At 75.4% G+C, this 23261-nt stretch carries 22 protein-coding genes and 1 pseudogene; 10 read left to right on the top strand and 13 right to left on the bottom strand.

Annotation, left to right across the window (positions count from 1 at the left end):
• Positions 1–77 precede the first annotated feature (77 nt).
• The 4 genes from sigE (at position 78) to ACFVGO_RS23435 (ending at position 3312) form a co-directional block, all read left to right on the top strand.
• A complete protein-coding gene (sigE, locus tag ACFVGO_RS23450) occupies positions 78–809 on the top strand; it encodes an RNA polymerase sigma factor SigE (protein WP_380350193.1) in 732 nt (243 codons plus the stop codon).
• A 122-nt stretch (positions 810–931) separates the two neighbouring features.
• Positions 932–1816 (top strand): zf-HC2 domain-containing protein, encoded by an 885-nt coding sequence (locus ACFVGO_RS23445; protein ID WP_380633835.1) that lies wholly within the window; start codon positions 932–934, stop codon positions 1814–1816.
• A 148-nt stretch (positions 1817–1964) separates the two neighbouring features.
• Positions 1965–2399 (top strand): sec-independent translocase, encoded by a 435-nt coding sequence (locus tag ACFVGO_RS23440; RefSeq protein ID WP_359903540.1) that lies wholly within the window; start codon positions 1965–1967, stop codon positions 2397–2399.
• A gap of 244 nt (positions 2400–2643) precedes the next feature.
• Entirely contained in the window at positions 2644–3312 is a 669-nt protein-coding gene (locus tag ACFVGO_RS23435) for a hypothetical protein (protein WP_359903538.1), read from the top strand.
• 72 nt (positions 3313–3384) lie between these two features.
• Here ACFVGO_RS23435 and ACFVGO_RS23430 read toward each other — a convergent pair whose 3' ends face one another.
• The 4 genes from ACFVGO_RS23430 to ACFVGO_RS23415 all read right to left on the bottom strand — a co-directional run bounded on the left by ACFVGO_RS23430 (position 3385) and on the right by ACFVGO_RS23415 (position 7193).
• Positions 3385–4545: an Mrp/NBP35 family ATP-binding protein gene (locus ACFVGO_RS23430; protein ID WP_359903536.1), complete on the bottom strand. Its 1161-nt coding sequence runs from the start codon at positions 4543–4545 to the stop codon at positions 3385–3387.
• Positions 4546–4601: 56 nt separating this feature from the next.
• On the bottom strand, positions 4602–5150 hold the full coding sequence (locus ACFVGO_RS23425; RefSeq protein ID WP_380350196.1) for a DUF1003 domain-containing protein: 549 nt from the start codon (positions 5148–5150) through the stop codon (positions 4602–4604).
• A 76-nt stretch (positions 5151–5226) separates the two neighbouring features.
• Entirely contained in the window at positions 5227–6525 is a 1299-nt protein-coding gene (locus tag ACFVGO_RS23420) for a magnesium transporter MgtE N-terminal domain-containing protein (RefSeq protein WP_359903533.1), read from the bottom strand.
• Between the two features lie 128 nt (positions 6526–6653).
• Positions 6654–7193 carry a hypothetical protein gene (locus tag ACFVGO_RS23415; RefSeq protein ID WP_359903531.1) on the bottom strand — a complete coding sequence of 180 codons (540 nt, stop codon included), beginning with the start codon at positions 7191–7193 and terminating at the stop codon, positions 6654–6656.
• A 145-nt stretch (positions 7194–7338) separates the two neighbouring features.
• Here ACFVGO_RS23415 and ACFVGO_RS23410 point away from each other — a divergent pair, with 145 nt between their 5' ends.
• The gene (locus ACFVGO_RS23410; protein WP_380633832.1) at positions 7339–8307 is read left to right on the top strand and encodes a DMT family transporter; all 969 of its coding nucleotides are present in this window, start codon (positions 7339–7341) and stop codon (positions 8305–8307) included.
• Positions 8308–8334: 27 nt separating this feature from the next.
• Here the strand turns inward: ACFVGO_RS23410 and corA are convergent, their stop codons facing one another.
• On the bottom strand, positions 8335–9456 hold the full coding sequence (gene corA / locus ACFVGO_RS23405) for a magnesium/cobalt transporter CorA (protein WP_359903528.1): 1122 nt from the start codon (positions 9454–9456) through the stop codon (positions 8335–8337).
• 453 nt (positions 9457–9909) lie between these two features.
• Here corA and ACFVGO_RS23400 point away from each other — a divergent pair, with 453 nt between their 5' ends.
• Positions 9910–10551, top strand: coding sequence for a suppressor of fused domain protein (locus ACFVGO_RS23400; protein ID WP_380350148.1), 642 nt, complete (start codon positions 9910–9912; stop codon positions 10549–10551).
• 90 nt (positions 10552–10641) lie between these two features.
• On the opposite strand, the gene ACFVGO_RS23395 is transcribed toward ACFVGO_RS23400, so the two are convergent.
• The 5 genes from ACFVGO_RS23395 to ACFVGO_RS23375 all read right to left on the bottom strand — a co-directional run bounded on the left by ACFVGO_RS23395 (position 10642) and on the right by ACFVGO_RS23375 (position 16140).
• On the bottom strand, positions 10642–11502 hold the full coding sequence (locus ACFVGO_RS23395; protein ID WP_380350151.1) for a PHP domain-containing protein: 861 nt from the start codon (positions 11500–11502) through the stop codon (positions 10642–10644).
• A gap of 49 nt (positions 11503–11551) precedes the next feature.
• Positions 11552–12190, bottom strand: coding sequence for a DUF6758 family protein (locus tag ACFVGO_RS23390; RefSeq protein WP_359903520.1), 639 nt, complete (start codon positions 12188–12190; stop codon positions 11552–11554).
• A gap of 307 nt (positions 12191–12497) precedes the next feature.
• Positions 12498–12656, bottom strand: a complete 159-nt coding sequence (locus ACFVGO_RS23385; protein ID WP_359903649.1) for a hypothetical protein — start codon at positions 12654–12656, stop codon at positions 12498–12500.
• Positions 12657–13065: 409 nt separating this feature from the next.
• Complete coding sequence (locus tag ACFVGO_RS23380) at positions 13066–13941, bottom strand: alpha/beta fold hydrolase (protein WP_359903518.1); 876 nt, start codon at positions 13939–13941, stop codon at positions 13066–13068.
• A gap of 198 nt (positions 13942–14139) precedes the next feature.
• The gene (locus tag ACFVGO_RS23375) at positions 14140–16140 is read right to left on the bottom strand and encodes a DEAD/DEAH box helicase (RefSeq protein WP_380350155.1); all 2001 of its coding nucleotides are present in this window, start codon (positions 16138–16140) and stop codon (positions 14140–14142) included.
• A 689-nt stretch (positions 16141–16829) separates the two neighbouring features.
• Between ACFVGO_RS23375 and ACFVGO_RS23370 the strand changes: the two genes are divergently transcribed.
• Positions 16830–17558 carry a ferritin-like fold-containing protein gene (locus ACFVGO_RS23370; protein ID WP_049660234.1) on the top strand — a complete coding sequence of 243 codons (729 nt, stop codon included), beginning with the start codon at positions 16830–16832 and terminating at the stop codon, positions 17556–17558.
• Between the two features lie 43 nt (positions 17559–17601).
• Here ACFVGO_RS23370 and ACFVGO_RS23365 read toward each other — a convergent pair whose 3' ends face one another.
• The 3 genes from ACFVGO_RS23365 to ACFVGO_RS23355 form a co-directional block, all read right to left on the bottom strand.
• A complete protein-coding gene (locus tag ACFVGO_RS23365) occupies positions 17602–17919 on the bottom strand; it encodes a hypothetical protein (protein WP_380633827.1) in 318 nt (105 codons plus the stop codon).
• Between the two features lie 136 nt (positions 17920–18055).
• Positions 18056–18283 (bottom strand): DUF3107 domain-containing protein, encoded by a 228-nt coding sequence (locus tag ACFVGO_RS23360; RefSeq protein WP_359903510.1) that lies wholly within the window; start codon positions 18281–18283, stop codon positions 18056–18058.
• 131 nt (positions 18284–18414) lie between these two features.
• Positions 18415–19077, bottom strand: a complete 663-nt coding sequence (locus ACFVGO_RS23355) for a TetR/AcrR family transcriptional regulator (RefSeq protein WP_359903508.1) — start codon at positions 19075–19077, stop codon at positions 18415–18417.
• 221 nt (positions 19078–19298) lie between these two features.
• Here ACFVGO_RS23355 and ACFVGO_RS23350 point away from each other — a divergent pair, with 221 nt between their 5' ends.
• The 3 genes and pseudogenes from ACFVGO_RS23350 to ACFVGO_RS23340 form a co-directional block, all read left to right on the top strand.
• Complete coding sequence (locus tag ACFVGO_RS23350; protein ID WP_359903506.1) at positions 19299–20201, top strand: alpha/beta hydrolase; 903 nt, start codon at positions 19299–19301, stop codon at positions 20199–20201.
• A gap of 543 nt (positions 20202–20744) precedes the next feature.
• On the top strand, positions 20745–22376 hold the full coding sequence (locus ACFVGO_RS23345) for a DUF3492 domain-containing protein (protein WP_380633824.1): 1632 nt from the start codon (positions 20745–20747) through the stop codon (positions 22374–22376).
• Positions 22376–23261 (top strand): annotated as a pseudogene (locus ACFVGO_RS23340) (hypothetical protein); the annotation flags it as partial. The gene ACFVGO_RS23345 and the pseudogene ACFVGO_RS23340, both read left to right, overlap by 1 nt.

Genomic DNA, 23261 nt, shown 5'->3' with positions numbered 1-23261 from the left:
GAGGTGTGGCCGAGGGCGACGTCCCTGTGCGGCGGCACTCCCGCGGCACCGCGTCGGCCCGTACGCCGAAGCCCGTGATGAACCAGCCTGCGCACTCCGACCTGGACCAGCCCGCGGCCGCCACGCCGACCGACGGTGCCACCGAGGCCCCCGCCCTCGCGACCTTCACCGAAGGTCCCGACGCGCAGACCTGGACTCCGCCCACCTGGGAGGAGATCGTCGAGGCGCACAGCGCCCGCGTCTACCGGCTCGCCTACCGTCTGACGGGCAACCAGCACGACGCCGAGGACCTCACCCAGGAGGTCTTCGTCCGGGTGTTCCGTTCGCTGTCGACCTACACCCCCGGCACGTTCGAGGGCTGGCTGCACCGGATCACCACCAACCTCTTCCTGGACATGGTCCGCCGCCGCCAGCGCATCCGCTTCGACGCGCTCGGCGAGGACGCGGCCGAGCGGCTCGCCTCCCGCGAGCCCAGCCCGGCCCAGCACTTCAGCGACACCCACTTCGACGCCGACGTCCAGCAGGCGCTGGACACCCTCGCGCCGGAGTTCCGGGCCGCCGTGGTGCTCTGCGACATCGAGGGCCTGTCCTACGAGGAGATCGCCGCCACGCTGGGCGTCAAGCTCGGCACCGTCCGCAGCCGCATCCACCGCGGCCGCTCGCACCTGCGCGCCGCGCTCAAGCACCGCGCCCCCGGCTCGGCCCCCGGCCGTGAGCGCCGCGGCGGCTCGGAGGAGCCGGTGCCGGTCGGCGTCGGCGTGGTCGAGGCCGCGGTCGCGCCCGGTGGGCGCGGACGGAGGCGATCGTGAGCGGAACCAGCCGGTCCGGTTCGGATCGTTCGGATGCGTCCGACCGGTCCCTGACCCGACGGGGCTGGGCCCTGCCGGGCCGTCGCGGAGCCGACGAACCCGGTGAGCCCGTGCTGCCCGCGGTGGCACTGCCCGCGGACACGGCGCTGCACGCGCTTCCCGTCCGCCCCACCGCGCCCGCCACCGAGGAGCACCACCTGGGCGAGCGCCTCTCCGCCTTCCTGGACGGCGAACTCGGCCACGACTCGCGCGACCGCGTCCAGGCCCACCTGGCGACCTGCCCCCAGTGCCTCGCCGAGGCCGACGAGGGCCGCGCCGTCAAGCACATGCTGACCCGCACCGGCACCCCCGGCCCGTCCTCCGCGCTGATGGCCCGCCTGATGGCCGTCGGAAACCTCCCCGAGGACGCCCCGGCGGACCGCGACCGGCCGACCGGACGCGGCCGCCGCGATGACGACGACGACCTGCCCGGTGGCGGGGTCGCGGCCACCGGCACGCTCGGCGGCAGCCGGCTCGACGGCGGCTCCTTCGGCCGCGGTGCCGGGGCCTCCTTCGGCGCGGGCGCGCTCGGCGCCGGCGCCCCGCTGCCCGGGGTGGACCCGCGCGCCTTCGGGCGCGGCGCGGTGCTGCGGCCGCTCATGGGCCGGCGCGCGGCCCGTCCCGAGCCCACCGCCGCCCCGGCCCGTCCGCAGCCCTCCGCGGCCGTCGTGCGCCCTCCCGCGCGCGGACGCCGACTGGTGTTCGCGGCCGCGGGCGCCTTCTCCGTCGCCGCGGTGACGCTCGGCGGCGTCGGCGGGCTCAGCACCCAGGGCGAGGAGCGCCACGGCACCACCGTCAGCCCGCCCGGTGCCGGCACCGGCCGGGGCGGCGGACTCGTCCCGATGAACGCGCAGGTCCCGGTGGACTTCCCGGGCCGCCCGGTCGCCGCGACCCGCGAGGCGACCCCGCCGGGCTACCCGGAGCGCTACCCCGGGGGCCCCGCCGCACTGCGCCAGCAGACCCGCTAGAGCGGCCCTCGACGGACACCGGTGTTCCGGTCCGGACGGCCTCGGCCACCGGCAGGTCTTTACCACGGCTTCATCCCAGCGTGGACCAGGGACTCGCCGGTGGCCATTACCCTGTAGGAACCGTCGTCCGACGAGCTAGGGAGCAAAGGTGTTCAGCGACGTGGGTGGGCTGGAGCTCCTGACGCTTGCCGTGATGGCGATCATCATCTTCGGCCCGGACAAACTGCCGAAATTGATCCAGGACACCATGGGCTTCATCCGGAAGATCCGTTCCTTCGCCGACAACGCGAAGGAGGACATCCGCAGCGAGCTCGGCCCCGAGTTCCAGGACTTCGAGTTCGAGGACCTGAACCCCAAGACCTTCGTCCGCAAGCAGCTCATGGGCGGCCAGGACGACCCGCTGGGCCTCAAGGAGATGAAGGACTCGCTGGACATCCGCTCGGTCCTGGACGACAAGCCCGCGGCGCCGGTCAACGGCCGCAGCGGCAGCGTCAGCTTCGAGAAGTCCGAGCCGGCCGCCGCCTCCACCGGCGCCCCGCTGGCGCCCGGCGAGCGCCCCCCGTTCGACCCCGACGCCACCTGATCACGCCGCGTACGCCGGTCGATCCGCACCGCGTACGGCGCCTCCGGCTCCGCGCCACCGCCCCGCCCGGCCACCGGCTGAGCGGGGCGGTGGCGCGTGCGCCGCTATTGTGCTGATTGTTCCCGCTGAGCCGTCCGTCACAACGCGCCCCGTCGCGTACCAGGAACGGCCCCGGGGAGCGCCGCGGTGCGCCACCATGGGAGCGCGCCACGGCAGGCAAACGTGTGTTTGAGGAGGCCCGGGGATGGACGCGACGAGTCAGGCGGGAGGGGCGACGGCCACGGCCGGCGGCCCGGTGGTCGGCGGACAGGCCGGCCCGGTGGACCCGCTGGTGCCCTACCTGTCCGCAGACTTCCCCTGGTACGGGCTGGACGAGGGCTGGACCGGCCGGCGCTTCCTGGTGCAGGCCGGCGCCGGCCCCCGCACCGCGGGCAGCGTCGACTACGGCTCGCTCGGCCACGGCGAGGAGCCGGCCCAGCGGTACGAGCCGCGAGACGTGCGGAAGTTCGCCGTCGTGGTCACGGTGGCCCGCCGGGACAGCCGCCGCAGTGCCGACAACACCGGCACCCTGGAGGCGACCTCCGCCTCCTCCGCGGCCTGGCTGGCCGGCTCCGGCCTGCTCGCCGGGACCTGGCCCGGGCAACTGGACCGGGCGCTGCGCCAGGACTGGCTGGACCAGCAGAGCAGCCTCGCCTGGGACCTCGCCGACGACCTGGCGGGCCCCGGCTGGTCCACCCTCAGCCTGCCCGTCAACGGGCTGCCGCAGCCCTTCCGCTACCGCGAGTCCGAGTACGGCTGGGTGCTGGCCGGCGAGGCCCCCGGCGTCCTGCTCGGCGCCTACGGCCGCGGCGTCAGCGCCTACGGCATCGGCTTCTCCACCGTTCCGGAGCTGGCCGCCTACACCCGGCCGTAGCGCCCCGGGGCGCGCGACGGTACGACGAAGGGCCGGGTGGTCCGGCCACCCGGCCCTTCGTCGGTCACGGTCTCAGAACTTGTTCCTGGGCGTCAGGCCCAGCGACATGCCGGACAGCCCGCGCTGGCGGCCGCCGAGCTTGCCGGCCACGGCGCGCAGGGCGGCGCCGGCCGGGGAGTCGGGCGCGGCGAGCACGACCGGGCGGCCGTCGTCGCCGCCCTCGCGCAGCCGCACGTCGATCGGGATCGAGCCGAGCACCGGGACGGTCGCGCCGACGGTGCGGGTGAGCGCGTCCGCGACGGTCCGGCCGCCGCCGGTCCCGAAGACGTCGATCATCTCGTCGCAGTGCGGGCACGGCATGCCGGACATGTTCTCGATCACGCCGACGATCTTCTGGTGGGTCTGCACCGCGATGGTGCCGGCCCGCTCGGCCACCTCGGCGGCGGCCATCTGCGGGGTGGTGACGATCAGGATCTCCGCGTTGGGGACCAGCTGGGCCACCGAGATCGCGATGTCGCCGGTGCCGGGCGGCAGGTCCAGCAGCAGCACGTCCAGGTCGCCCCAGTACACGTCGGCGAGGAACTGCTGGAGCGCGCGGTGCAGCATCGGGCCGCGCCAGACCACCGGGGCGTTGCCCGGGGTGAACATGCCGATCGAGATGACCTTCACGCCGTTCGCCTGCGGCGGCATGATCATGTCCTGGACCTGGGTCGGCCGGCCCTCGACGCCCAGCATGCGCGGCACGCTGTGGCCGTAGATGTCGGCGTCCACCACGGCGACCTTCAGACCGTCGGCGGCCATCGCGGCCGCCAGGTTGACGGTCACCGAGGACTTGCCGACGCCGCCCTTGCCGGAGGCGACGGCGTAGACCCTGGTCAGCGTGCCCGGCTTGGCGAACGGGATCTCCCGCTCGGGGGCGCCGCCGCGCAGCAGCTGGGACAGCTCCTTGCGCTGCTCGTCGCTCATCACGTCGAGCTCGACCTCGACGCCGGTCACGCCGGGGACCTTCCCGACCGCCTCGCGCACCCGGGTGACGATGGTGTCGCGCATCGGGCAGCCGGAGACCGTCAGGTAGACCGCGACGCGCACCGCGCCGCCCTCGGCGATACCGACCGATTTCACCATGCCGATCTCGGTGATCGGGCGGTTGATCTCCGGGTCGTTGACGGTCGCCAGCGCCTGGCGTACGGACTCCTCCGTGACGCCGGCCGCGACCTCTGTCTCGTTGGCCATGCCTTGATGGTACGGCGCCGACGGATTCCCTTGACTCGCCGGTAGCGTGCCGAGGGTCACAGGGCGTCGGAGGACTCCCGGCGCTCGTCGATCTCCTTGAGCAGGGACTGGAGTTCGGACCGGATGAAGTCCCGCGTGGCCACCTCGCCGAGCCCGTGCCGCAGGGCCGCGACCTCGCGGGTCAGGTACTCGGTGTCGGCGATGTTGCGGTCGCTGCGGGCCCGGTCCTGCTCCATGTTGACCCGGTCCCGGTTGTCCTGGCGGTTCTGCGCCAGCAGGATCAGCGGGGCCGCGTACGAGGCCTGCAGGGACAGCGCCAGGGTCAGGAAGATGAACGGGTACTCGTCGAAGCGCACGTTCGCCGGCAGCAGGGTGTTCCACGCTATCCAGACGACGACCACCACCGTCATCCAGACGATGAACCGACCGGTGCCGAGGAAGCGGGCGATCCGCTCGGACAGGACGCCGAAGGCCTCCGGGTCGTAGGAGGGCAGCGAGAGCAGGCCGGGCCGCGCGGTGCGCGGCTGGTCGAGCCGGGCGCGGCCGGTGCCGGTGATCGGCGCGGTGTCCGAGCGCCGGTCCCGGCCGCCCTCGCGGGTGCGCAGTTCGCGCAGCTGACGCAGCTGGCGCAGTTCTCCCTGGAGGCGTCGGCGCGCGGAGTCGTCCGGCCGTCCGCTGCGGTCACCGTCCACCGGTCACCCCTTCGCTCTCGTCGTCGCGGTCCTCGTCGTGGGCGTGCAGCGCGGCGTCGCGCCAGTCGTCCGGCAGCAGGTGGTCCAGCACGTCGTCGACGGTCACCGCGCCGAGCAGGTGGTCCGCGTCGTCCACGACCGGTGCGGCGACCAGGTTGTAGGTCGCCAGGTAGCTGGTGATCAGCGACAGCGGGGTGTCCGGCGGCAGCGGGTCCAGGTCGTCGTCCACCAGCGAGCCGACCAGGACGTACGGGGGTTCGCGCAGCAGCCGCTGGAAGTGCACGGTGCCCAGGTAGCGGCCGGTCGGGGTCTCGTTCGGCGGGCGGCAGACGAAGACCTGCGCGGCCAGCGCGGGCTTGTGGTCGCTGACCCGGACCCGGGCCAGCGCCTCGGCGACGGTCGCGTCCGGCTCCAGCACGACCGGCTCGGTGGTCATCAGACCGCCGGCGGTGTCCTCCTCGTAGGTCAGCAGGCGGCGCACCGGCGCGGCCTCGTCCGGCTCCATCAGCTGGAGCAGCCGCTCGGCCTCGTCGCCGGGCAGCTCGGAGAGCAGGTCGGCGGCGTCGTCCGGGTCCATCGCCTCCAGGACGTCGGCGGCGCGCTCCTCCTGGAGCTTGCCGATGATCTCGACCTGGTCGTCCTCGGGCAGCTCCTCCAGGACGTCGGCCAGCCGCTCGTCGTCGAGGGCGGCGGCGACCTCGGCCCGGCGCTTGGCGGACAGGTGGTGCAGCACGCTGGCGAGGTCGGCGGGGCGCAGCTGCTCGAAGGTGGCGAGCAGGTTGGCCGCGCCCTGGTCCTGTTCGGTCAGCGAGAAGCCGGTGACGTCCTGCCAGTCCAGGGTGAGCCGTTCGCCCTTGCCCTTGCGCAGCCGGCCGGCCCGGCCGAGCTGGACGAAGACCTTGCTGATCTCCCACTCGCGCAGCCGGCTCTGCACCATGCCGACGTCCAGCACGGTGACCTGCTCACCGGTCTTGGACCAGGTGACGGTGCGGTCCAGCAGTTCGGCGAGCACCAGGGTCTCGGACGGGCGCTGCTCGAAGCGGCGCATGTTGATCACGCCGGTGGTGAGCACCTGGCCGGACTCCAGGCTGGTCACCCGGGTCATCGGCAGGAAGATCCGGCGCCGGCCGACCACCTCGACCACCAGGCCGAGCACGCGCGGCGGGCGGCCGCCGAGCCGCAGCGACACGACCACGTCCCGGACCCGCCCGACCTGGTCGCCGTTCGGGTCGAAGACCGCGATGGCGGACAGATGGGAGATGAAGACCCGGGTGCCTGGCCCTGCCATGGACTCCCTCGACTCGCTCGATGCCGTACCGGACGCGCCGGGGGCGCGTCCGCGGCCAAGGCTACCCGCGTGTTCCGGGCCCGGCCGGGAGGCACGGTAGCCGTCGGACGAGTCCCGGGCATGAACCTTTAACGGCGCTTGAACAGCAGTTTGGGCAGGCCGGCCGGGATCGGGCGGCGGGTGGTGGCCGGGGTGGGCACCGGCTGCGCGGCGTGCGAGCCGTCCGGCATCGCCCCGGGGTGCTCGGTGAGCGGGCCGGTCGGCTCCAGCCGCAGCACCCGGCACTCGCGGGCCCAGCGGGTGGTGATGGCGTCGGTGTCGGGCGCGTTCAGCCGCTTGCCCTTGAGCTCCTCGACGGCGCCCAGCCAGGCCTCGCTGTTCGGGGCCGGTTCGACCACCCGGGCGTTCCAGCCGGTCAGTCGGCCGCCCTTGTCCTTGCTGCGGACGGTGACCACGGCCCCGGCGCCGGGTTCCAGGCCGTGCAGCGGCTGCTCGCCGCCCCCGCCGACCACCACGACGGCGCCGTCGTGCCAGGCGTGCCACAGCGGCCGGGCGTGCTCCTGCCCGTCCGCGCGCACCCAGAGCAGGCCGGACTTCTTCGCGGCCTCCTCCAGCAGGGCCTGGTCGAGGAAGTCGTCGGCGGTCGCGGCGGCGGGCGTACGGTCCATGGCGGACAGCGTACGGCCACCGGGGGCCCTCCGGCGGAGCGGTCCGGAGCCGGTCGGACGTCTCAGCCTCCGGGCGACAGTTCCATTGCGCCGCCACGGGCCTTACCGTATGACCGCCCCACCCCCGCGACCAGCAAGGAGCGCCGTGTCCGCCGCCCGGCCCGCGACCGCCCCCTCCGCCGCCCCGACCGCCCCCTCCGCCGCCCCGACCGCCCCCGCGACCGCGACCGCCGGCCCGGGGCCGGCGCACCCGCTCCCCACCCTCGACCTGCTGCTGCTCGCCGTCTCGATCGGCGGCATCTCGCTGTCCGGTCCGCTGATCAGCGCCACCGCCGCGCCCGCGCTGGCGATCGCCTTCTGGCGCAACGTCATGTCGGTCGGCGTCCTCGGCCCGTACGCGCTGCTGCGCCACCGCGCCGAACTGCGCGGGATCGGCCGGCGGGCACTGCTGCTCGCGGTGGCCGCGGGAGTGCTGCTCGGCGTGCACTTCGCGCTCTGGATGCCCAGCCTGCGGATGACCTCGGTGGCCTCGGCCACCGCCCTGGTCACCACCACCCCGCTGTGGACCATCGTGCTGATGCGGCTGATGGGCGTCCGGGCGCCGCGAGCGGTCTGGACCGGCACGATCGTCGCCTTCGCCGGCGTGCTGGTGCTGACCGGCGTGGACCTCTCGCTCTCCCCGCGCGCGCTGCTCGGCGACGCCCTCGCGCTCGGCGCGGGCCTGGCCGCGGCCGGGTACATGCTGCTGGGCGCCGAGGTCCGCAGGACCGTCAGCACCACCGCCTACACCCTGGTCTGCTACGCCACCACGGCGGCCGTGCTGCTGGGGATCTGCCTGGTGGCCGGCACGCCGCTGGCCGGATGGCCGGCCGGGGTGTGGTGGCAGATCGTGCTGCTGATGGTCGCCGCCCAACTGCTCGGCCACTCGCTGAGCAACCGCGTGGTGCGCAACCTCGGGCCGTCGATCACCTCCACCGCGATCCTGCTGGAGACCCCGGGCGCGGCGCTGATCGCCGCTCTCTGGCTGGGCCAGTGGCCCCCGGCGGCCGCCTACCCGGCGGTGGTGCTGATCCTGCTCGGCCTGGTCCTGGTCGCCCGCGGCGGGCGGCGCTGACCGTCGGACCGGAGCCGGCCGCGGCGGTCAGAGCCAGCCGTTGCGGCGGAAGCCCCGGTACATCCCGACGCAGATCAGCACGATCGCGCCGAGCACCATCGGGTAGCCGTACTCGTGGTGCAGCTCGGGCATGTAATCGAAGTTCATGCCGTACACGCCGGTGATCATGGTGGGCACCGCGAAGATCGCCGCCCAGGCGGTGATCTTGCGCATGTCCTCGTTCTGCGCCACCGAGACCTGCGCCAGGTTCGCCTGCAGCAGCGAGTTCAGCAGCTCGTCGAAGCCGTGCACCTGCTCGGCGACCCGGGCCAGGTGGTCGGCGACGTCCCGGAAGTACTTCTGGATGTCCGGGTCGACCAGCCGCTGGAGCGGCTCGGACAGCTGCTGCATCGGGCGCAGCAGCGGCACCACGGCACGCTTGAACTCCAGTACCTCGCGCTTGAGTTGGTAGACCCGGCCGACATCGGCGCTGCGCCCGCCCTTGGCCGAGAAGACGCCGTACTCGATCTCGTCCACGTCGTTCTGGAGCCGCTCGGCGACCAGCAGGTAGTTGTCCACCACGTGGTCGGCGATCGCGTGCAGCACCGCCGCCGGGCCCTTGGAGAGCAGCCCGCTCTCGTCCGCGTCGGCCTCCAGCCGGTGGCGCAGCTCCTGCAGCGAGCCGTGGCCGCCGTGCCGGACGGTGATGACGAAGTCCCGGCCGGCGAAGACCATCAGCTCGCCGGTCTCCACCACCTCGCTGGTGGGCGTGAGCTGGTCGTGCTCCACGTAGCGGATGGTCTTGAAGACGGCGAACAGCACGCTGTCGTAGCGCTCGACCTTGGGGCGCTGGTGCGCGTGCACCGCGTCCTCGACCGCGAGCGGGTGCAGGCCGAAGCGCTGGGCGATCCCCTCGAACTCGGCCTCGGTCGGCTCGTGCAGCCCGATCCAGCTGAACGAGCCCTCGCCCTCGGGGAGTTGGTGGGCGGCCTTGACCCGGCGGGCGGCCTCGCGGGGGCTGCACGTCTCGCCCCTGCGCTTGCCGTGCTGGTAGACCGCGCAGTCCACGACCGCCGAACCGGCGTCCTCGGGCAGGACGTCGTAGACGCCGGACGCACCGCGGCGGCGGTTGGTGCGGACGGCGGCGCGCAGGCTGTTGATCATCGACATGGCAGGCTCCCAGAGGCAGGAACCGTCGCGCGGCGGCGCGGAAGGAAAAACGTTCGGCCGCGGTACGACGGCGGAGAACACCGGTGGAACGGGGGATGAAAGTGCTCTCCCGGCCGGTCCGTCCGCCGTGGGGCCTCTGCCCGGGGCTACCGCGGCTGATTCAGCCGGTTGGGCCTGCGGGGCGCGGGGTACGGGGGAGTCGGGGCCGGGTAGAGCTGCCGGTACTGCATGGTCGGCCGGTATCCACCGCAACCACCTCCTTCGCGCCGCCGCCCCGGGACGAAACGATCCCGGTGGCCAGTCGCTCACCCTAACATCTGACCGGGCGTCGAAGCCGTGCGGTTTCCCGGAGGTTTCCGAAGGCTTTACGGGATCCTTGTGCGGCCCCGCCGCGAGCGCCCGCACACCCGCCCGCACGCGGCCCGCGAACCCCCGGGGGTTACGCTCACCGGCATGGCGCACGACTTCCCGCTCTTCGGCGACCCCCACGGCGGCACCTCCCCGGAGCTCTCCCGGGAGGCGGTGCTGGCCGCCGTCGAGGCCCGGCTGATCTCCACCTTCGGCGAGCCGGGCGGCCGCGCCGCGGTCACCTTCCTCGGTGCCGACCGGATCGAGGTGCTGCGCTTCGGCCCGGACGCCGAGGACCTCGTGCGGTACGCCACGCTCGGCATGTCCGCCGCGCCGATGGCCGACCCGACCGCGCCGGTCGCCGACCAGGTGCGCGGCCCGCGCGCCGAACTGGTGCTGACCGTCCGGGGCGGGCGCGACAGCGTGCTGCGCACCCTGGCCACCTTCGCCGCCACCCCGCAGGTCGAGGGCCTGGTGGTGGCGCCGGGCGGCTCGCTGGACCTCGGCTCCCCGCTCTGGGACGGCGCGCCCTTCACCTCGGTGCTCGCGGCCGAACCGGGCGGCCTGGTCGAGGACCTGGAACTGGCCGATCCGGCCGATCCGGTCCGCTTCCTGCCGCTGCTGCCGATGACGCCCAACGAGGCGGGCTGGAAGCGGGTGCACGGCGCGGCCGCGCTGCAGGAGCGCTGGCTCGACCAGGGCGCCGACCTGCGCGACCCGAACCGCCGCGGCGTCCGGCTGGACTGACCGCCGCGCGATCGGACGGGGTGCGGCGGCGTCGAACCCCGGGGCAAGGGATTACGGGTCCCCTGCCCCCGCGTCCGCGTCCGCCCCCGCTCAGCGCTCGATCGGCTTGGCGCCGGTGGCCTGCGCCAGCAGCGCCCCGTACACCTCGGGGTCGGTGGTGTGTTCGCCGAGCCGGACGGTCTTGCGGGTGCCGTGGTAGTCGCTGGAGCCGGTGACCAGCAGGCCGAGCTCGCCGGCCAGGCCGCGCAGCCGGATCCTGGTGTCCTCGTCGTGGTCGGTGTGGTCGACCTCCAGCCCGGCCAGCCCGGCCGCCGCGAGGTCGGCGATCACCTGGTCGGAGACCGTCCGGCCGCGCTTGACCGCGCCCGGGTGGGCGAACACCGGCACCCCGCCGGCCGCCCGGACCAGCCGGACCGCCGCGACCGGGTCGGTCTCGTGCTTGCGCACGTCCGCCCGCCCGCCGTTGGCCAGCCAGTCGGCGGTGAAGGCGTCCGAGACGGTGGCCACCACGCCCGCCTCGACCAGCGCGCTGGCGATGTGCGGCCGCCCGACCGAGCCGGCCCCGGCGATCCGCCGCACCTGCTCCCAGCTGATGTCCGCGCCGAGCTCCCGGCAGCGCTCCACGATCGCCCGCCCGCGCCGGAACCGGTCGGTGCGCACCAGGTCCCGCTCGCGCGCGAACTCCGGCTCCTCGGGGTCGAACAGGTACGCCAGCAGGTGCATGCTGATGCCGTCCACGGCACAGGACAGCTCGGCGCCCGGGACGACGGTCAGCCGGCTGCCGGCGGGCAGTGCGCGCACCGCCCCGGCGGCCTCGGCGTGGCCGGCCACGGTGTCGTGGTCGGTCAGCGCCACCACGTCGAGGTCCGCGGCGACGGCCGCGGCGACCAGCTCGGCCGGGCTGTCGGTGCCGTCGGAGGCGTTGCTGTGGGCGTGCAGGTCGATGCGCACGGGTCGGGCTCCTGGGGGCTCGTGGGTGCCGCCCAGGATAGGCCAGCGGTCAGCCGAGCAGCCGGGGGGAGAGCGCCCCGCAGGGCAGCAGGTCCAGTTCGGCGCCCGCCTCGCGAAGGTCGGTCAGCACCAGCTCGTCGTACATCACCAGCGCGGACTGCTCGGGCCAGGCGACCGCCCAGAGCCAGAGTCCGCGGGCCTCGCCGGCGAACACCGCGCGGTCGGCCGGGGCGTCCGGGACGTGGAACATCGGAGTGGGCCGCCCGGCGGCCATCAGCTTGGCGTCGGCGGGCTTGTAGAGGCCGACGGAGTCGCCCGGGTCAGGCCCGGGCAGGCCCGCGTAGCGGGCACCGAGGCCGACGCCCAGCTCCTCGGCGATCAGCACCAGCTCGCCGAAGCCGCCGAGCGGGGCCGGTCCGGAGCAGGCGACGGCGGTGGCCCGGGCTCCCGAAACGTCGTCACCGACGTGGGCGATGCCGGTGTAGAGCCAGCCGACCGGGAGCGGCCAGGGCAGCCAGACCGGGACCTGGGAGCGGGCGACGGCGACGCCGAGGGCCTCCACACTCGGGGGCAGCACGGGCTGCATCGGGTGCACGGCTCCGTGCCGGTCGCACTGCCAGGTGTCTGAGAACAGACCGGGGGCGCGGACCCGACCGGCGCACCTCGGGCAGCTTGGCTCGCCCCTCATAGCCGTCAACGCTCCTCCCTCCGGACCGCCGCGTCAAGGACGATCACCCGTACGGAGGGCTCGGCGGCACCTGTCGGTGGCGGACGCCCGGACCGGCACCGGGTGGGCGCGGCGCGGGCGGTTCCCGTTGGGGGATGTCCCGTCCCGGGCGGCGGCAAACGTTCCGGCTCCGACCCCGAACGCACTGACGCCCCGTCATCGGCGAATGCGGTGACGGGGCGTCAGTCGGGTATCGGAACGTCCGGATCGGACGCTCCCGGGTCGTCGGCGGCGGGTGTGGGCTCCGGGTCGGAGGCGCCGCGCCGGGTCAGACGGTCGGGCACGGGCGGATGAGCAGGCGCTCGCCGGTGCGGGCGGCGGCGTCGACGACCTCGCGCACGGTGGCGGCGTCGGCGATCAGGCGGTCGGCGGCGGAGCCGTTGGTGTCGTCGAGCCGGACGATCTCGAAGCGCATGGTCTTCGTCATGGGCGTCTCCTTTCCTGACCCCGCGGGGCGGGGCGGTCGCGGCTGAGTCGGTATCAGCCCTTTCGGGGTCCTGCGGATCCGGCGGTGAGACCGGACCGGGCGGGTCGTAGTCGCGGGTGCGGCGGTCTGCTGCGGCAAGGGCCCCCCTTGCTTGCCTGGTGCGTCCAGTGCCTCGTGAACCACGGTGACGTGGCGGTGCTACCGGGCCGTTGCCCGTCCGTAAAGTCCAGGTTTCGGGAGATTGGCGCCGAGCGGAGGCCGGCGATGATTCCCGGACAGAATCAAAGATTACCGTAACTAACGAATTTTGTCCTGTGTTGAAGCCGGTCGAAGTTGCAGAAGTGGTACAGACCACTTTCGGTGAACCGGGGGAACCGGACCGGTCCGGCGGGCGTCGGCGCCGGCCGCGTCAGCCCCAGAAAGCCGCCAGCGCCTCGGCCGTGGCGGCCGGCCGCTCGGCGTTGGGGGAGTGGCCGGCGTCCGCGACCACCACCCGGCGGGCACCCAGCCGCTCGGCCATCGCGGTCTGCTCCGGGACCGGCCAGGCGTGGTCCCGCACGCCGGACAGCACCAGCAGCGGCAGCCCGGCGGTGGCGGCGGCCAGCTCCGCCACCCGGTCCGGCGCGGTCACCAGATGGCCGCCGGTGACGGACAGTGCCCGCGGCACGTTGGCCAGCCAGCGCCGGTGCAGGAACTCCGCGACGGCCGGCTCCAGGTTCGGCCGCGGCTGCCCGCTCTCCGCCTCCAGCTGCCGCATGACCTGCCAGATCTGCTCCAGGTCCATGCCCCGCAGGGCGTCCAGCAGCAGCTCGGTGCGGGCCGCCTCGGCCGGATCGATCGCGCCCGGGCCGGTGGACACCAGGGTCAGCGACCGCCAGGGCAGCGGGCCCTCGGCGGCCGCGGCGAGCACCGCCTCGCGCACCACCTGGCCGCCGAAGGAGTGCCCCAGCAGGTGCAAGGGGGTGCCGTCGGCGGTCAGCGCCCCGGTCAGCGCCCGTACGTCGGCGCCGAGCGCCCCGACGCCGTACGCCGCCGGGTCGTCCGGGCCGCCGGTCTCGTACTGCCCGCGCTGGTCCACGGCCGTCACCCGGTACCCGGCCGCCGCCAGCGGCTCCAGCAGCGCGATGAAGTCCTCCTTGCTGCCGGTGAACCCCGGCACCAGCAGTGCCGAGCCGCGCACCGGCCCGGCCGGCTCCGCCCGCAGCGCCGCGAACTCCCCGCGCCCGGTCACCACCCGCTCGGCCCGCGCGCACCGGGGCAGCGTCAGAAACGGCGGCGTGCTCATGGGCTGCTCTCCCTGCTGTCCTGCCGGCGACCCGCCGGTCCGCCGGGGACTCCCCGGCGCCCCGAGCCTAGTGACCTGAGGCGGAGGCGGGGCGGGGCCCCGGGAACGATCGGCGGGACGGGACCGCGGCGTGGAACGCCCGAGGGGGCGGGCCAGGCCGGGTGGCCTGGAACGCCCCCTCGGGGGAGACACGGAGTGTCAGCTCTCCGGGGTGGCCTCCACCGGCGCGGCGACCTTGCGGGCGCGGGTGCGCTTGCGCGGGGCCGGGACCTCGGTGGCGTCGGCCTCGGCGGCCGGGGCCTCCGGGGCGGTCTCGGCGACGGCCTTCGGCTTGCGGGCCCGGGTGGCCTTCTTGGCCGGGGCCGGGGCCTCGGTGGCGTCGGCCTCGGCGGCCGGAGCCGTCTCGACGGCCTCCGCCTTCGGCTTGCGGGCCCGGGTCGCCTTCTTCACCGGAGCGGGGGCCTCGACGACCGCGGTGGCCTCGGCGACGACGGCCTCGGCGGCCGGAGCCGTCTCGGTGGTCTCCGCCTTCGGCTTGCGGGTCCGGGTGCGGGTGGCCTTCTTCGCCGGGGCCGGGGCCTCGGCGACCGCCTCGGCGGCGGCCTCGACGACTGCGGCGGCCTCGGCGACGACGGCCACGACGGCCTCGGCGACCGGGGTCGACTCGACCGCCACCGCGGCCTCGGCCGAGGCGGCACCGCCGCGCGAGCGGCGACGGCGACGGCGCGGAGCGGCCTCGCCCTCGGCGCCCTCGACGGCCGGGGCCGCCACGGCGGCACCGGTCACGACGGCAGCGGCCTCGCCCTCGGCGCCGACCGCCGTGCCCCGGCGGGTGCGGCGGCGCTCGCGGGTGCGGCGCGGCTGCTGCTCCTCGGTCTCGGCCGTGGCGGGGCCGGCGCCCGGACGGCCGGAGCCGCCCTGGCCGCCGCGTCCACCACGGTCACCGCGCTCACTGCGGTCACCGCGCTCACCGCGACCGCCGCGGCCCGAGCGGGCGCCGCGTCCACCGGTCTCGCCGAGGTCCTCGACCTCCTCCGCGTTGAGCCCGGCGCGGGTCCGCTCCGATCGCGGCAGGACACCCTTGGTGCCCGGCGCGATCTTCAGCAGCTCGTACAGGTGCGCGGAGGTGGAGTAGGTCTCCTCCGGGTCGTTGAACGGCAGGTCCAGCGCCTTGTTGATCAGCTGCCAGCGCGGGATGTCGTCCCAGTCGACCAGGGTGACGGCGGTGCCGGAGGCGCCGGCCCGGCCGGTGCGGCCGATCCGGTGCAGGTAGGTCTTCTCGTCCTCGGGGCACTGGTAGTTGACGACGTGGGTGACGCCCTCGACGTCGATGCCGCGGGCCGCGACGTCGGTGCAGACCAGCACGTCGACCTTGCCGTTGCGGAAGGCCCGCAGGGCCTGCTCGCGGGCGCCCTGGCCGAGGTCGCCGTGGACCGCGCCGGCCGCGAAGCCGCGCTGGGTCAGCTGGTCGGAGACGTCGGCGGCGGTGCGCTTGGTGCGGCAGAAGATCATCGCCAGCCCGCGGCCGTCGGCCTGCAGGATGCGCGAGACCATCTCGACCTTGTCCAGCGAGTGCGCACGGAAGATGTGCTGCTCGATGTTGGCGACGGTCGCGCCGGTGTCGTCCGGCGCGGCGGCCCGGATGTGGGTCGGCTGGCTCATGTACCGGCGGGCGAGGTTGATGACCTGGCCCGGCATGGTGGCCGAGAACAGCAGGGTCTGCCGCTTGGCCGGCAGCATGGTGATGATCTTCTCGACGTCCGGCAGGAAGCCGAGGTCGAGCATCTCGTCGGCCTCGTCCAGGACCAGCGCGCGGACCTTGGACAGGTTGAGCTTCTTCTGCCCGGCCAGGTCCAGCAGGCGGCCCGGGGTGCCGACCACGATGTCGACGCCCTTGGTGAGCGCCTCCACCTGCGGCTCGTACGCCCGGCCGCCGTAGACGGCGAGGACGCGCACGTTGCGCACCTTGCCGGCGGTCTGCAGGTCGTTGGTGACCTGGGTGCACAGCTCGCGGGTCGGGACGACGATCAGCGCCTGCGGGAAGTCGGAGAGCTGGTCCTCGGTGGCCCGGCCGGCGTCCACGTCGGCGCGCACGATGGCCCGCTCGATCAGCGGGAGGCCGAAGCCGAGGGTCTTGCCGGTGCCGGTCTTGGCCTGGCCGATGACGTCGTGGCCGGTCAGCGCGACCGGCAGGGTCATCTCCTGGATGGGGAAGGGGTGGACGATGCCGACGGACTCGAGCGCCTCGGCGGTCTCCGGGAGGATCCCCAGTTCCCGGAACGTCGTCTTGATGGGTTCAGCGGTGGTGGACAGGGTGCTGCCTCTTCCGTTTTCGAAAGGGCCGAGAGCGAGCGGCGGGCGGGCAGCCGCGCGGCTGCCTACGGGCCTGGGCGGCCCTGATACAGCTGCGCGGACGCACAACCGCGCCGGTCCCTGCGGCCGGCCGGTGCGCGCTGCCCTGGTGCGGGGCGCGTCGCCGGCGGCGTCGGGGAGGATTCCCGTGAGGGACCTGCGCGGGACCTCCGCCTCGGGGCGTGGTCTCGGCGGCCCTCGCTCGGCCACTGATGCGGTGCCAAGGCTTGAAGTCCAAGCCATGGTCGGAGCCGATCGGCTCTCCGACCGGGCATCCGCGTACGTGAGTACCCGTGCCTCCGGTGCGGACACGTCCGGCTGGACGGTGCCACTACGGAGGGTTCGCGCGGGGTACCGAGACGGCGGTGACACCATGCGAACACGACGGGCTCCGTACCACCATACAGTCAGGCGACGACTCGAACACGTGACGCGTCTGACATTGCCCCCGGCAACTGCCACCGGAGCGGCCGGTCCGGCCGGTCACCGGGCGTGCCCGGGCACGGGGCGGCGGGGCGGGACTAAAGTTGCGGGTCATGGAGACCCATGGTGAGACGCAGGACGCGGCGGCCGGCTCGATCGGGGACTGGGCCGCGTGCTCGGCCGACCCCGGCTACCGGGCGGCGGTGCTGGACCTGCTCGGCGCGCTCGCGTACGGCGAGCTCAGCGCCTTCGAGCGGCTCGCCGAGGACGCCAAGCTGGCGCCCGACCTCGCCGACAAGGCGGCGCTCGCCCGGATGGCCTCCGCCGAGTTCCAGCACTACCAGCGGCTGCACGACCGGCTCGCCGAGGTCGGCGCCGACCCGCAGGAAGCGATGCGGCCCTTCGTCGAGCCGCTGGAGCTGTTCCACCGGATGACGGCGCCCTCGGACTGGCTGGAGGGCCTGGTCAAGGCCTACGTCGGCGACGCCATCGCGACCGACTTCTACCGCGAGGTGGCCGTCCGGCTGGACGACGACACCCGTGACCTGGTGCTGAGCGTGATGTCCGACACCGGCCACGCCCAGTTCGCCGTGGACAAGGTCCGCCAGGCCATCGAGGCCGACCCGCGGGCCGGCGGCCGGCTCGCCCTGTGGGGCCGGCGGCTGATGGGCGAGGCGCTCAGCCAGGCCCAGCGGGTCGTCGCCGAGCGCGACGCGCTGTCCAACCTGCTGGTCGGCGGCGTGCAGGTGCAGGGCTTCGACCTGGTCGAGGTCGGCAAGATGTTCAACCGGATCACCGAGGCGCACACCAAGCGGATGGCCGCCCTCGGCCTGGCGTCCTAGGAGTCCTCGGGCGTCAGGGGGCCTCGGGCCGCCGGCGGGTTCCTCAGGCCGCCCGGTGCCGCCGCGACGCGCGGTGGGCGCCGGGCCGGTGCCGGTGCGCCGGGGCGCGCCCGGCGGCGAGGTCCGGCCGGGCCAGCAGCGAGGTGAGCACGCCCGCGGCCACCGCCGCGGCCGCGACGGACACCGCGGGCTGGCGCCCGTCCACGCCGAAGTGCGCGACCACCCCGCCGACCAGCGCCGCCGCCAGCGCGGTGCCCAGTGTCAGGGCCCGGGCGGCGCGGAAGTACGCGGGCAGGGCCAGCAGGGCGGCGCCGCCCGTGACCAGGCCGACGAGGGCGAAGGCGATCGACTCGACCAGCAAGGCTGCCTCCCGGGGGAACGGGCGTGCGGCACCGGCGCCGCACCCTCGCCGTACCCCGCCCCACCCGGTCGTACACGCGACGGTGCCCCGCTCCCTCGCGGGAACGGGGCACCGGACGATCCTGTGCGGCGACGCCTCAGGCGGTGCCGAAGCCGACCTTGCGGGAGGCCGACTCGCCGATCTCCACGTACGCCAGGCGCTCGGCCGGGACGATGATGCGACGGCCGTGCTCGTCGGACAGCGCGAAGATCTTCTCCGAGCCCTCCAGTGCCTTCGCGACCGCGCTCTGGACCTCATCGGCAGTCTGCGAGCTCTCGATCACGATCTCGCGAGGCGCGTTCTGCACGCCGATCTTGACCTCCACGGCTTCCGTCCCTCCGGGGTTGCAGCCTCCACGCACGGGCACCGGACCGCCTGGGACAAGCGTTCGCGGCGACCGTGCCGTACGGCTTCACCATAGAGCACCGGATCCCCGGCCCGACGAAGGTCGGTGGATCAGCCCTGGTGGGCGGCACCCTCGCCGGACTGCTCGCCCGGGTGCATCGGGAAGCCCTTCAGGCCGCGCCAGGACAGGCTGGCGACCAGCCGCACCGCCTCGTCGCGGGGGATCTCCAGGCCCTGCGAGAGCCAGTACCGGGCGGTGATCTGGGCCAGGCCGCAGACCCCGGCGGCGAGCAGCTTGGACTCCGCCTCGGGCAGGTCGGTGTCCTCCTGGATCACCTTGCTGACCAGCGTCGCGCTCGCCTCGGAGGCCCGCTCGACGCGCTCGCGCACGGCCGGCTCGTTGGTCAGGTCCGACTCGAAGACCAGCCGGAAGGCGCCGGACTCGCTGGAGACGTAGTTGAAGTACGCCTCCATGGTGTTGGCCACCCGCTGCTTGTTGTCGTTGGTCGCCGACAGCGCCTCGCGGGTCGACTCGACCAGGGCGTCGCAGTGCTTGTCCAGCAGCGCCAGGTAGAGCTCCAGCTTCCCGGGGAAGTGCTGGTAGAGCACCGGCTTGCTCACCCCGGCGCGGTCGGCGATGTCGTCCATGGCGGCCGCGTGGTAGCCCTGCGCGACGAACACCTCCTGGGCGGCACCGAGCAGTTGTTCACGGCGGGCGCTTCGCGGCAGGCGGGCACCGCGCGGGCGCTCCTGCGCCTCCTGGATGGCCGTCACGGCGCTCCTCACTTCGGGGTCTGTTCGCTGCTGCAGGATGGCCGATTCTACTTTTCGGTAACCGCGCCCGCGTTCGGCGAAGGCGAGAAAAGACGATCGGCCTGGTTGTCAGGAGCCCACAATACGGCGCTGACCTCGGCCTCGGCAGTGGTGGGACGGAGGCGGCCCACGGCCCGACCACCCCGGCGCTTCCGGGGCGGGGCTCACTACCATCGTCCACCATGAGCAGCGCTGAGCAGCAGGTACGTACGGTCGAGGTTCCCGGCGCGGTGCTCGCGGTGCACCGCCCCGCCGCCGACGGCGTCGCCGACGGGCGCGAGCCCGGGCTCTTCGTGCACGGCCTCGGCGGCTCGGCCGCCAACTGGGAGGCCCTGATGGGCCGGCTCTCCGGGCACGTCGACGGCGAGGCCGTGGACCTGCCCGGCTTCGGCCGCTCCCACCCGCCCACCGACGGCAACCTCACCGTCTCCGGCCACGTCCGCGCGGTGATCGGCTACCTGGAGGCCTCCGGCCGCGGCCCGGTCCACCTGTTCGGCAACTCGCTGGGCGGCGCGGTCGCCGTCCGGCTGGCGGCCGTGCGCCCGGACCTGGTGCGCAGCCTCACCCTGGTCTCCCCGGCGCTGCCCGAGCTGCCCCCGCAGCGCTCCGCTTGGCCGACCGGTCTGCTCGCGGTGCCCGGCGTGCCCGCGGTGCTGCGCCGGCTGTCCGCGGGCGGGCGCGACGCGGAGGCGGCCACCGAGGACCTGCTGCGGCTGGTCTACGGCGCTCCGGAGAGCCTGAGCCCGGAGACCCGGGCCCAGGCGGTCGCCGAGTACCGGCGCCGGCTGGAGGTGCCGCACGCGATGCAGGCGCTGGTCGGCTCGGCCCGCGGCATCGTCTCGGCGTACACCGAGCGCGGCGACCAGGCGCTGTGGCGGCAGGCCGAGCGGGTCGGGGCGCCGGTGCTGCTGGTGTACGGGCTGCGCGACAAGCTGGTCTCCTACCGCTCGGCCCGCCGCGCCTGCGCGGCCTTCGCGGACGCCCGGCTGCTGGTGCTGCCGGAATCCGGGCACGTGGCGATGATGGAGCACCCCGACGAGGTCGCCCGGGCGGTACGGGAGCTGATCGCGCACACCACCGGCTGAGCGCACACCACCGGCCGAGCGGACGTCACCGGCCGAGCGCACGGCGCGGGTGGGGCGCGCGCCGCGGCGGGCCGATCGCGCGCCCGGGCGGGGCCGCGCGGGCGGCCGCGCATACCGCCCGGTAACGGCCCGGATCGGGTCGAGGTCACGGCGGTTCACTCGATCAGGTGGCAGGCAGGCATGTGACCGATGGATCGGCCGGGGCCGGTCCTACCTTTCTGCTGTCGGACCGAACAGGTGTGGGGGAGCCGCGGCCGCCGGAGCAACCGGAGGGCGGACGCGGCCGAGGGGTTCCGGCGGGCCGGGCCCGACCGCCGAAGCGGGCGGGAGCCCGGGGGAACGGAACGCGGCGCGGCCGCGACCGGGCCGCCGGCGGGCCGCACGGAGGCACCGCGGCGCCGACCCGGGCCGACCGGACCTCCCTTCCCCGACCGTTCCCGCCGTCGTGCGGGGGCGCCCCGGGCGACCGCCCGGGCCGCCCGGAAATCCGTCGATCCGTCCGTGGTCCCGCCCAGCGAATCAGCTCTGCCCTGGAGGTCTCCCGTGCGCGTTGCCCTGCTCACCGAGGGTGTCCGTCCGCATTCCCGGCGTGGCGCCGGGGGCTGGTGCGAGCGGCTGGCCGAGGGCCTGCCGGAGCACGGGTTCGAGCTGTACCTGCTGACCGGCCCGCGGCCGGGGCCGGTCCGGCGGGCCCCGGACACCGCGGAGCGGCTGCCGGCCGTCCTGCGCGGCCCGCACGAGCTGGCGCTGTGGGGGCGCCGGCCGGGCGGCCGGGCGCCGGGCGCGGTGCGCAGACGCCGGTACGCCGGGGCGTACGAACAACTGGTGCGGGCCCTGGTGCTGCCCGCGGAGAGAGCCGGCTTCGGGCCCGGGCTGTACCGGCTGGCGGCGCTCGCCCGGGAGGACGGCGGGCTGCCCGCCTTCCTGGCCTCCGCGCACGCCCGCCGGCTGCTGGAGCTGATCTGGCGGCTGCCCGGCGCGGACACCTCGGCCGGGCAGCCGCTGGTGTGCGACGTGCTGGTCGCGGCGGACCTGCTGGAGCAGTGCCTGCGCCCGCTGTCCGCGCCCTGGTACGGCACCGGCCCCGGCGGCCTCGGCGCGGCCGACCTGTGCCACGTGGTCGGCGGCGGTCCGGCCGCGCTGCCCGCCCTGGTGGCCCGGCACCTGCACGGGGTGCCGTTCGTGGTCACCGAGCACGGCCTGCACCTGCGCGAGCAGTACCTCGGCCACCGCGAGGCGTCGTACCGGTGGCCGGTCCGCGCCCTGCTGCTGTCCATCTTCCGGGCGCTCACCGGGGAGACCTACCGCCAGGCCGCGATACTCACCCCCGGCAGTGCCCACGACCAGCAGTGGCAGCGCCGCTGCGGTGCCGACCCGGCGCGCACCCGGGTGGTGTACGAGGGCACGCCGGCGGTGGACCGCCCGGCCGCCGGGCCGGAGCCCGCGGCGCCGACCCTGGTGTGGGCGGGCGCGCTGGAGCCGGGCCGGGACCTCGAACTCGCGCTGCACGCCCTCGCCCGGGTCCGCGCCGAACTGCCCGGCGCCCGGCTGGCGGTGTACGGCGAGGAGGCGGCGCCCGGCTACCGGGCGCACTGCGCGGCGGTGGCCGAACGGCTGGGAGTGGCCCCGGCGGTGGACTTCGCCGGGCGGCCCGGCTCCCTCGCCGGGGCCTGGGAGGCGGGCACGGTGACGGTCTTCTCGGGGCTCTCCCGGCGCAGCCCCCGGCTGCTCGCGGACGCGATGCTCAGCGGCCGGGCGGTGGTCTCCACCGATGTCGGGGTGGCCCGCGAGGTGGTCGGGCCGACCGGGCTGCTGGTGCCCGCCCGCGATCCGCGCGCCCTGGCCGGCGCCTGCCTGGCGCTGCTGCGCGACGAGGAGCGGCGGGGCCGGCTCGGGCTGGCCGGGCGGCTGCGGGCGCAGGAACGCTTCGCCGTGGAGCCGGTGATCGGCGCGTTCCGGGAGATCTACCTGGAACTGGTCTCGCAGTACCCGGCCTTCCCCGGCGGCGGGGGCGGCGGGGAAGGCGGGCCCGCGCCGCGCCCGTTCGCCCGTCCCGCCGAGTACTGGCTGGCCGACGGCCCGCGCGGGGGCGGCACCCCGGAGGAGGGGAACGCGAACCCGGACGGGGTGCGGGAGCCGGCCGGGCGGCGGGCCGAACTCGCGGAGGCCCGCTGATGCCGGGCGGGACCCTGCTCGGCGGCAGCGCGGACCCGGTGCGCGAGGTGATGGCGGAGCACCGCGGGCTGTGCGAGCGCGCCGTCGACCCGCTGGAGATCGCCGCCGGGCTGGAGGAGGCCGGGCTCGGCCCGGACACCGCCGCCCGCTGCCGGCACGCCGACCTCTTCTCGCTGGCCGAGGAGCTGTACGCCCGGGTGCCCCGCCGCCCGCCGGCGCCCCGGCCGGTGGAGCGGCGGTCGGGCGGAGCCGCCGCCCGGGCCGCGCTGACCGCCGCCGCGCTGGCCGCGCTGCCCTGCGCGGGGGTGGCCGCGCTCGGGCCGCGCTGGCCGGTGCTGCTGTCCGCCGCCGTCCCGCTGGTGCTGCTGCCCGCGCTGACCGCGCCGTCCCCGGCCGATCCCGGCCCGCCGTGCGCCGGACCCGTCCGCCCGCCGGACGCCCTGGGGCCGGGGCCGGCCGGGGCACCGGCGCCCCGGCCGCTCCCGGGCACCCGGCTGCGCCCGGCGGCGCTGGGCCACGGGCTGGGCCTGGCCGCGCTGCTGCTGCTCCCCTCGGCCGTACCGGGCGGGGACCGTCCGCAGGCCGTCGCGCTGGTGCTGGCGGCGGCGGTCTCGGCCGGGGCGGCCGAGCGGACGGCCCGCTGGTACCGGCAGGTCGGCCGCGGCCACCTGGGCACGGCGGGCACCCTGGCCGGGTTCCGGGCCCGGATGCGGCCGGTGCTCCCGGTCGCGCTGGCCCTGCACCTGGCGGTGCTCGGGGTGCTGAGCTTCGCCGCGCTGGCCGTGCTGGCCGTCGTCGCGCCGCGCCCCGGGCCGGGCCACGGCGGCGGGCCGCTGCACCTGGCGGTCGAGCGGGCCGGCCCCGCCCAGTGGGCGGCGCAGGGCG

The sequence above is a fragment of the Kitasatospora sp. NPDC057738 genome (genome assembly GCF_042798815.1).
GTDB lineage: Bacteria > Actinomycetota > Actinomycetes > Streptomycetales > Streptomycetaceae > Kitasatospora > Kitasatospora lactacystinica.
This window is presented reverse-complemented; position numbering and strand designations above follow the sequence as displayed.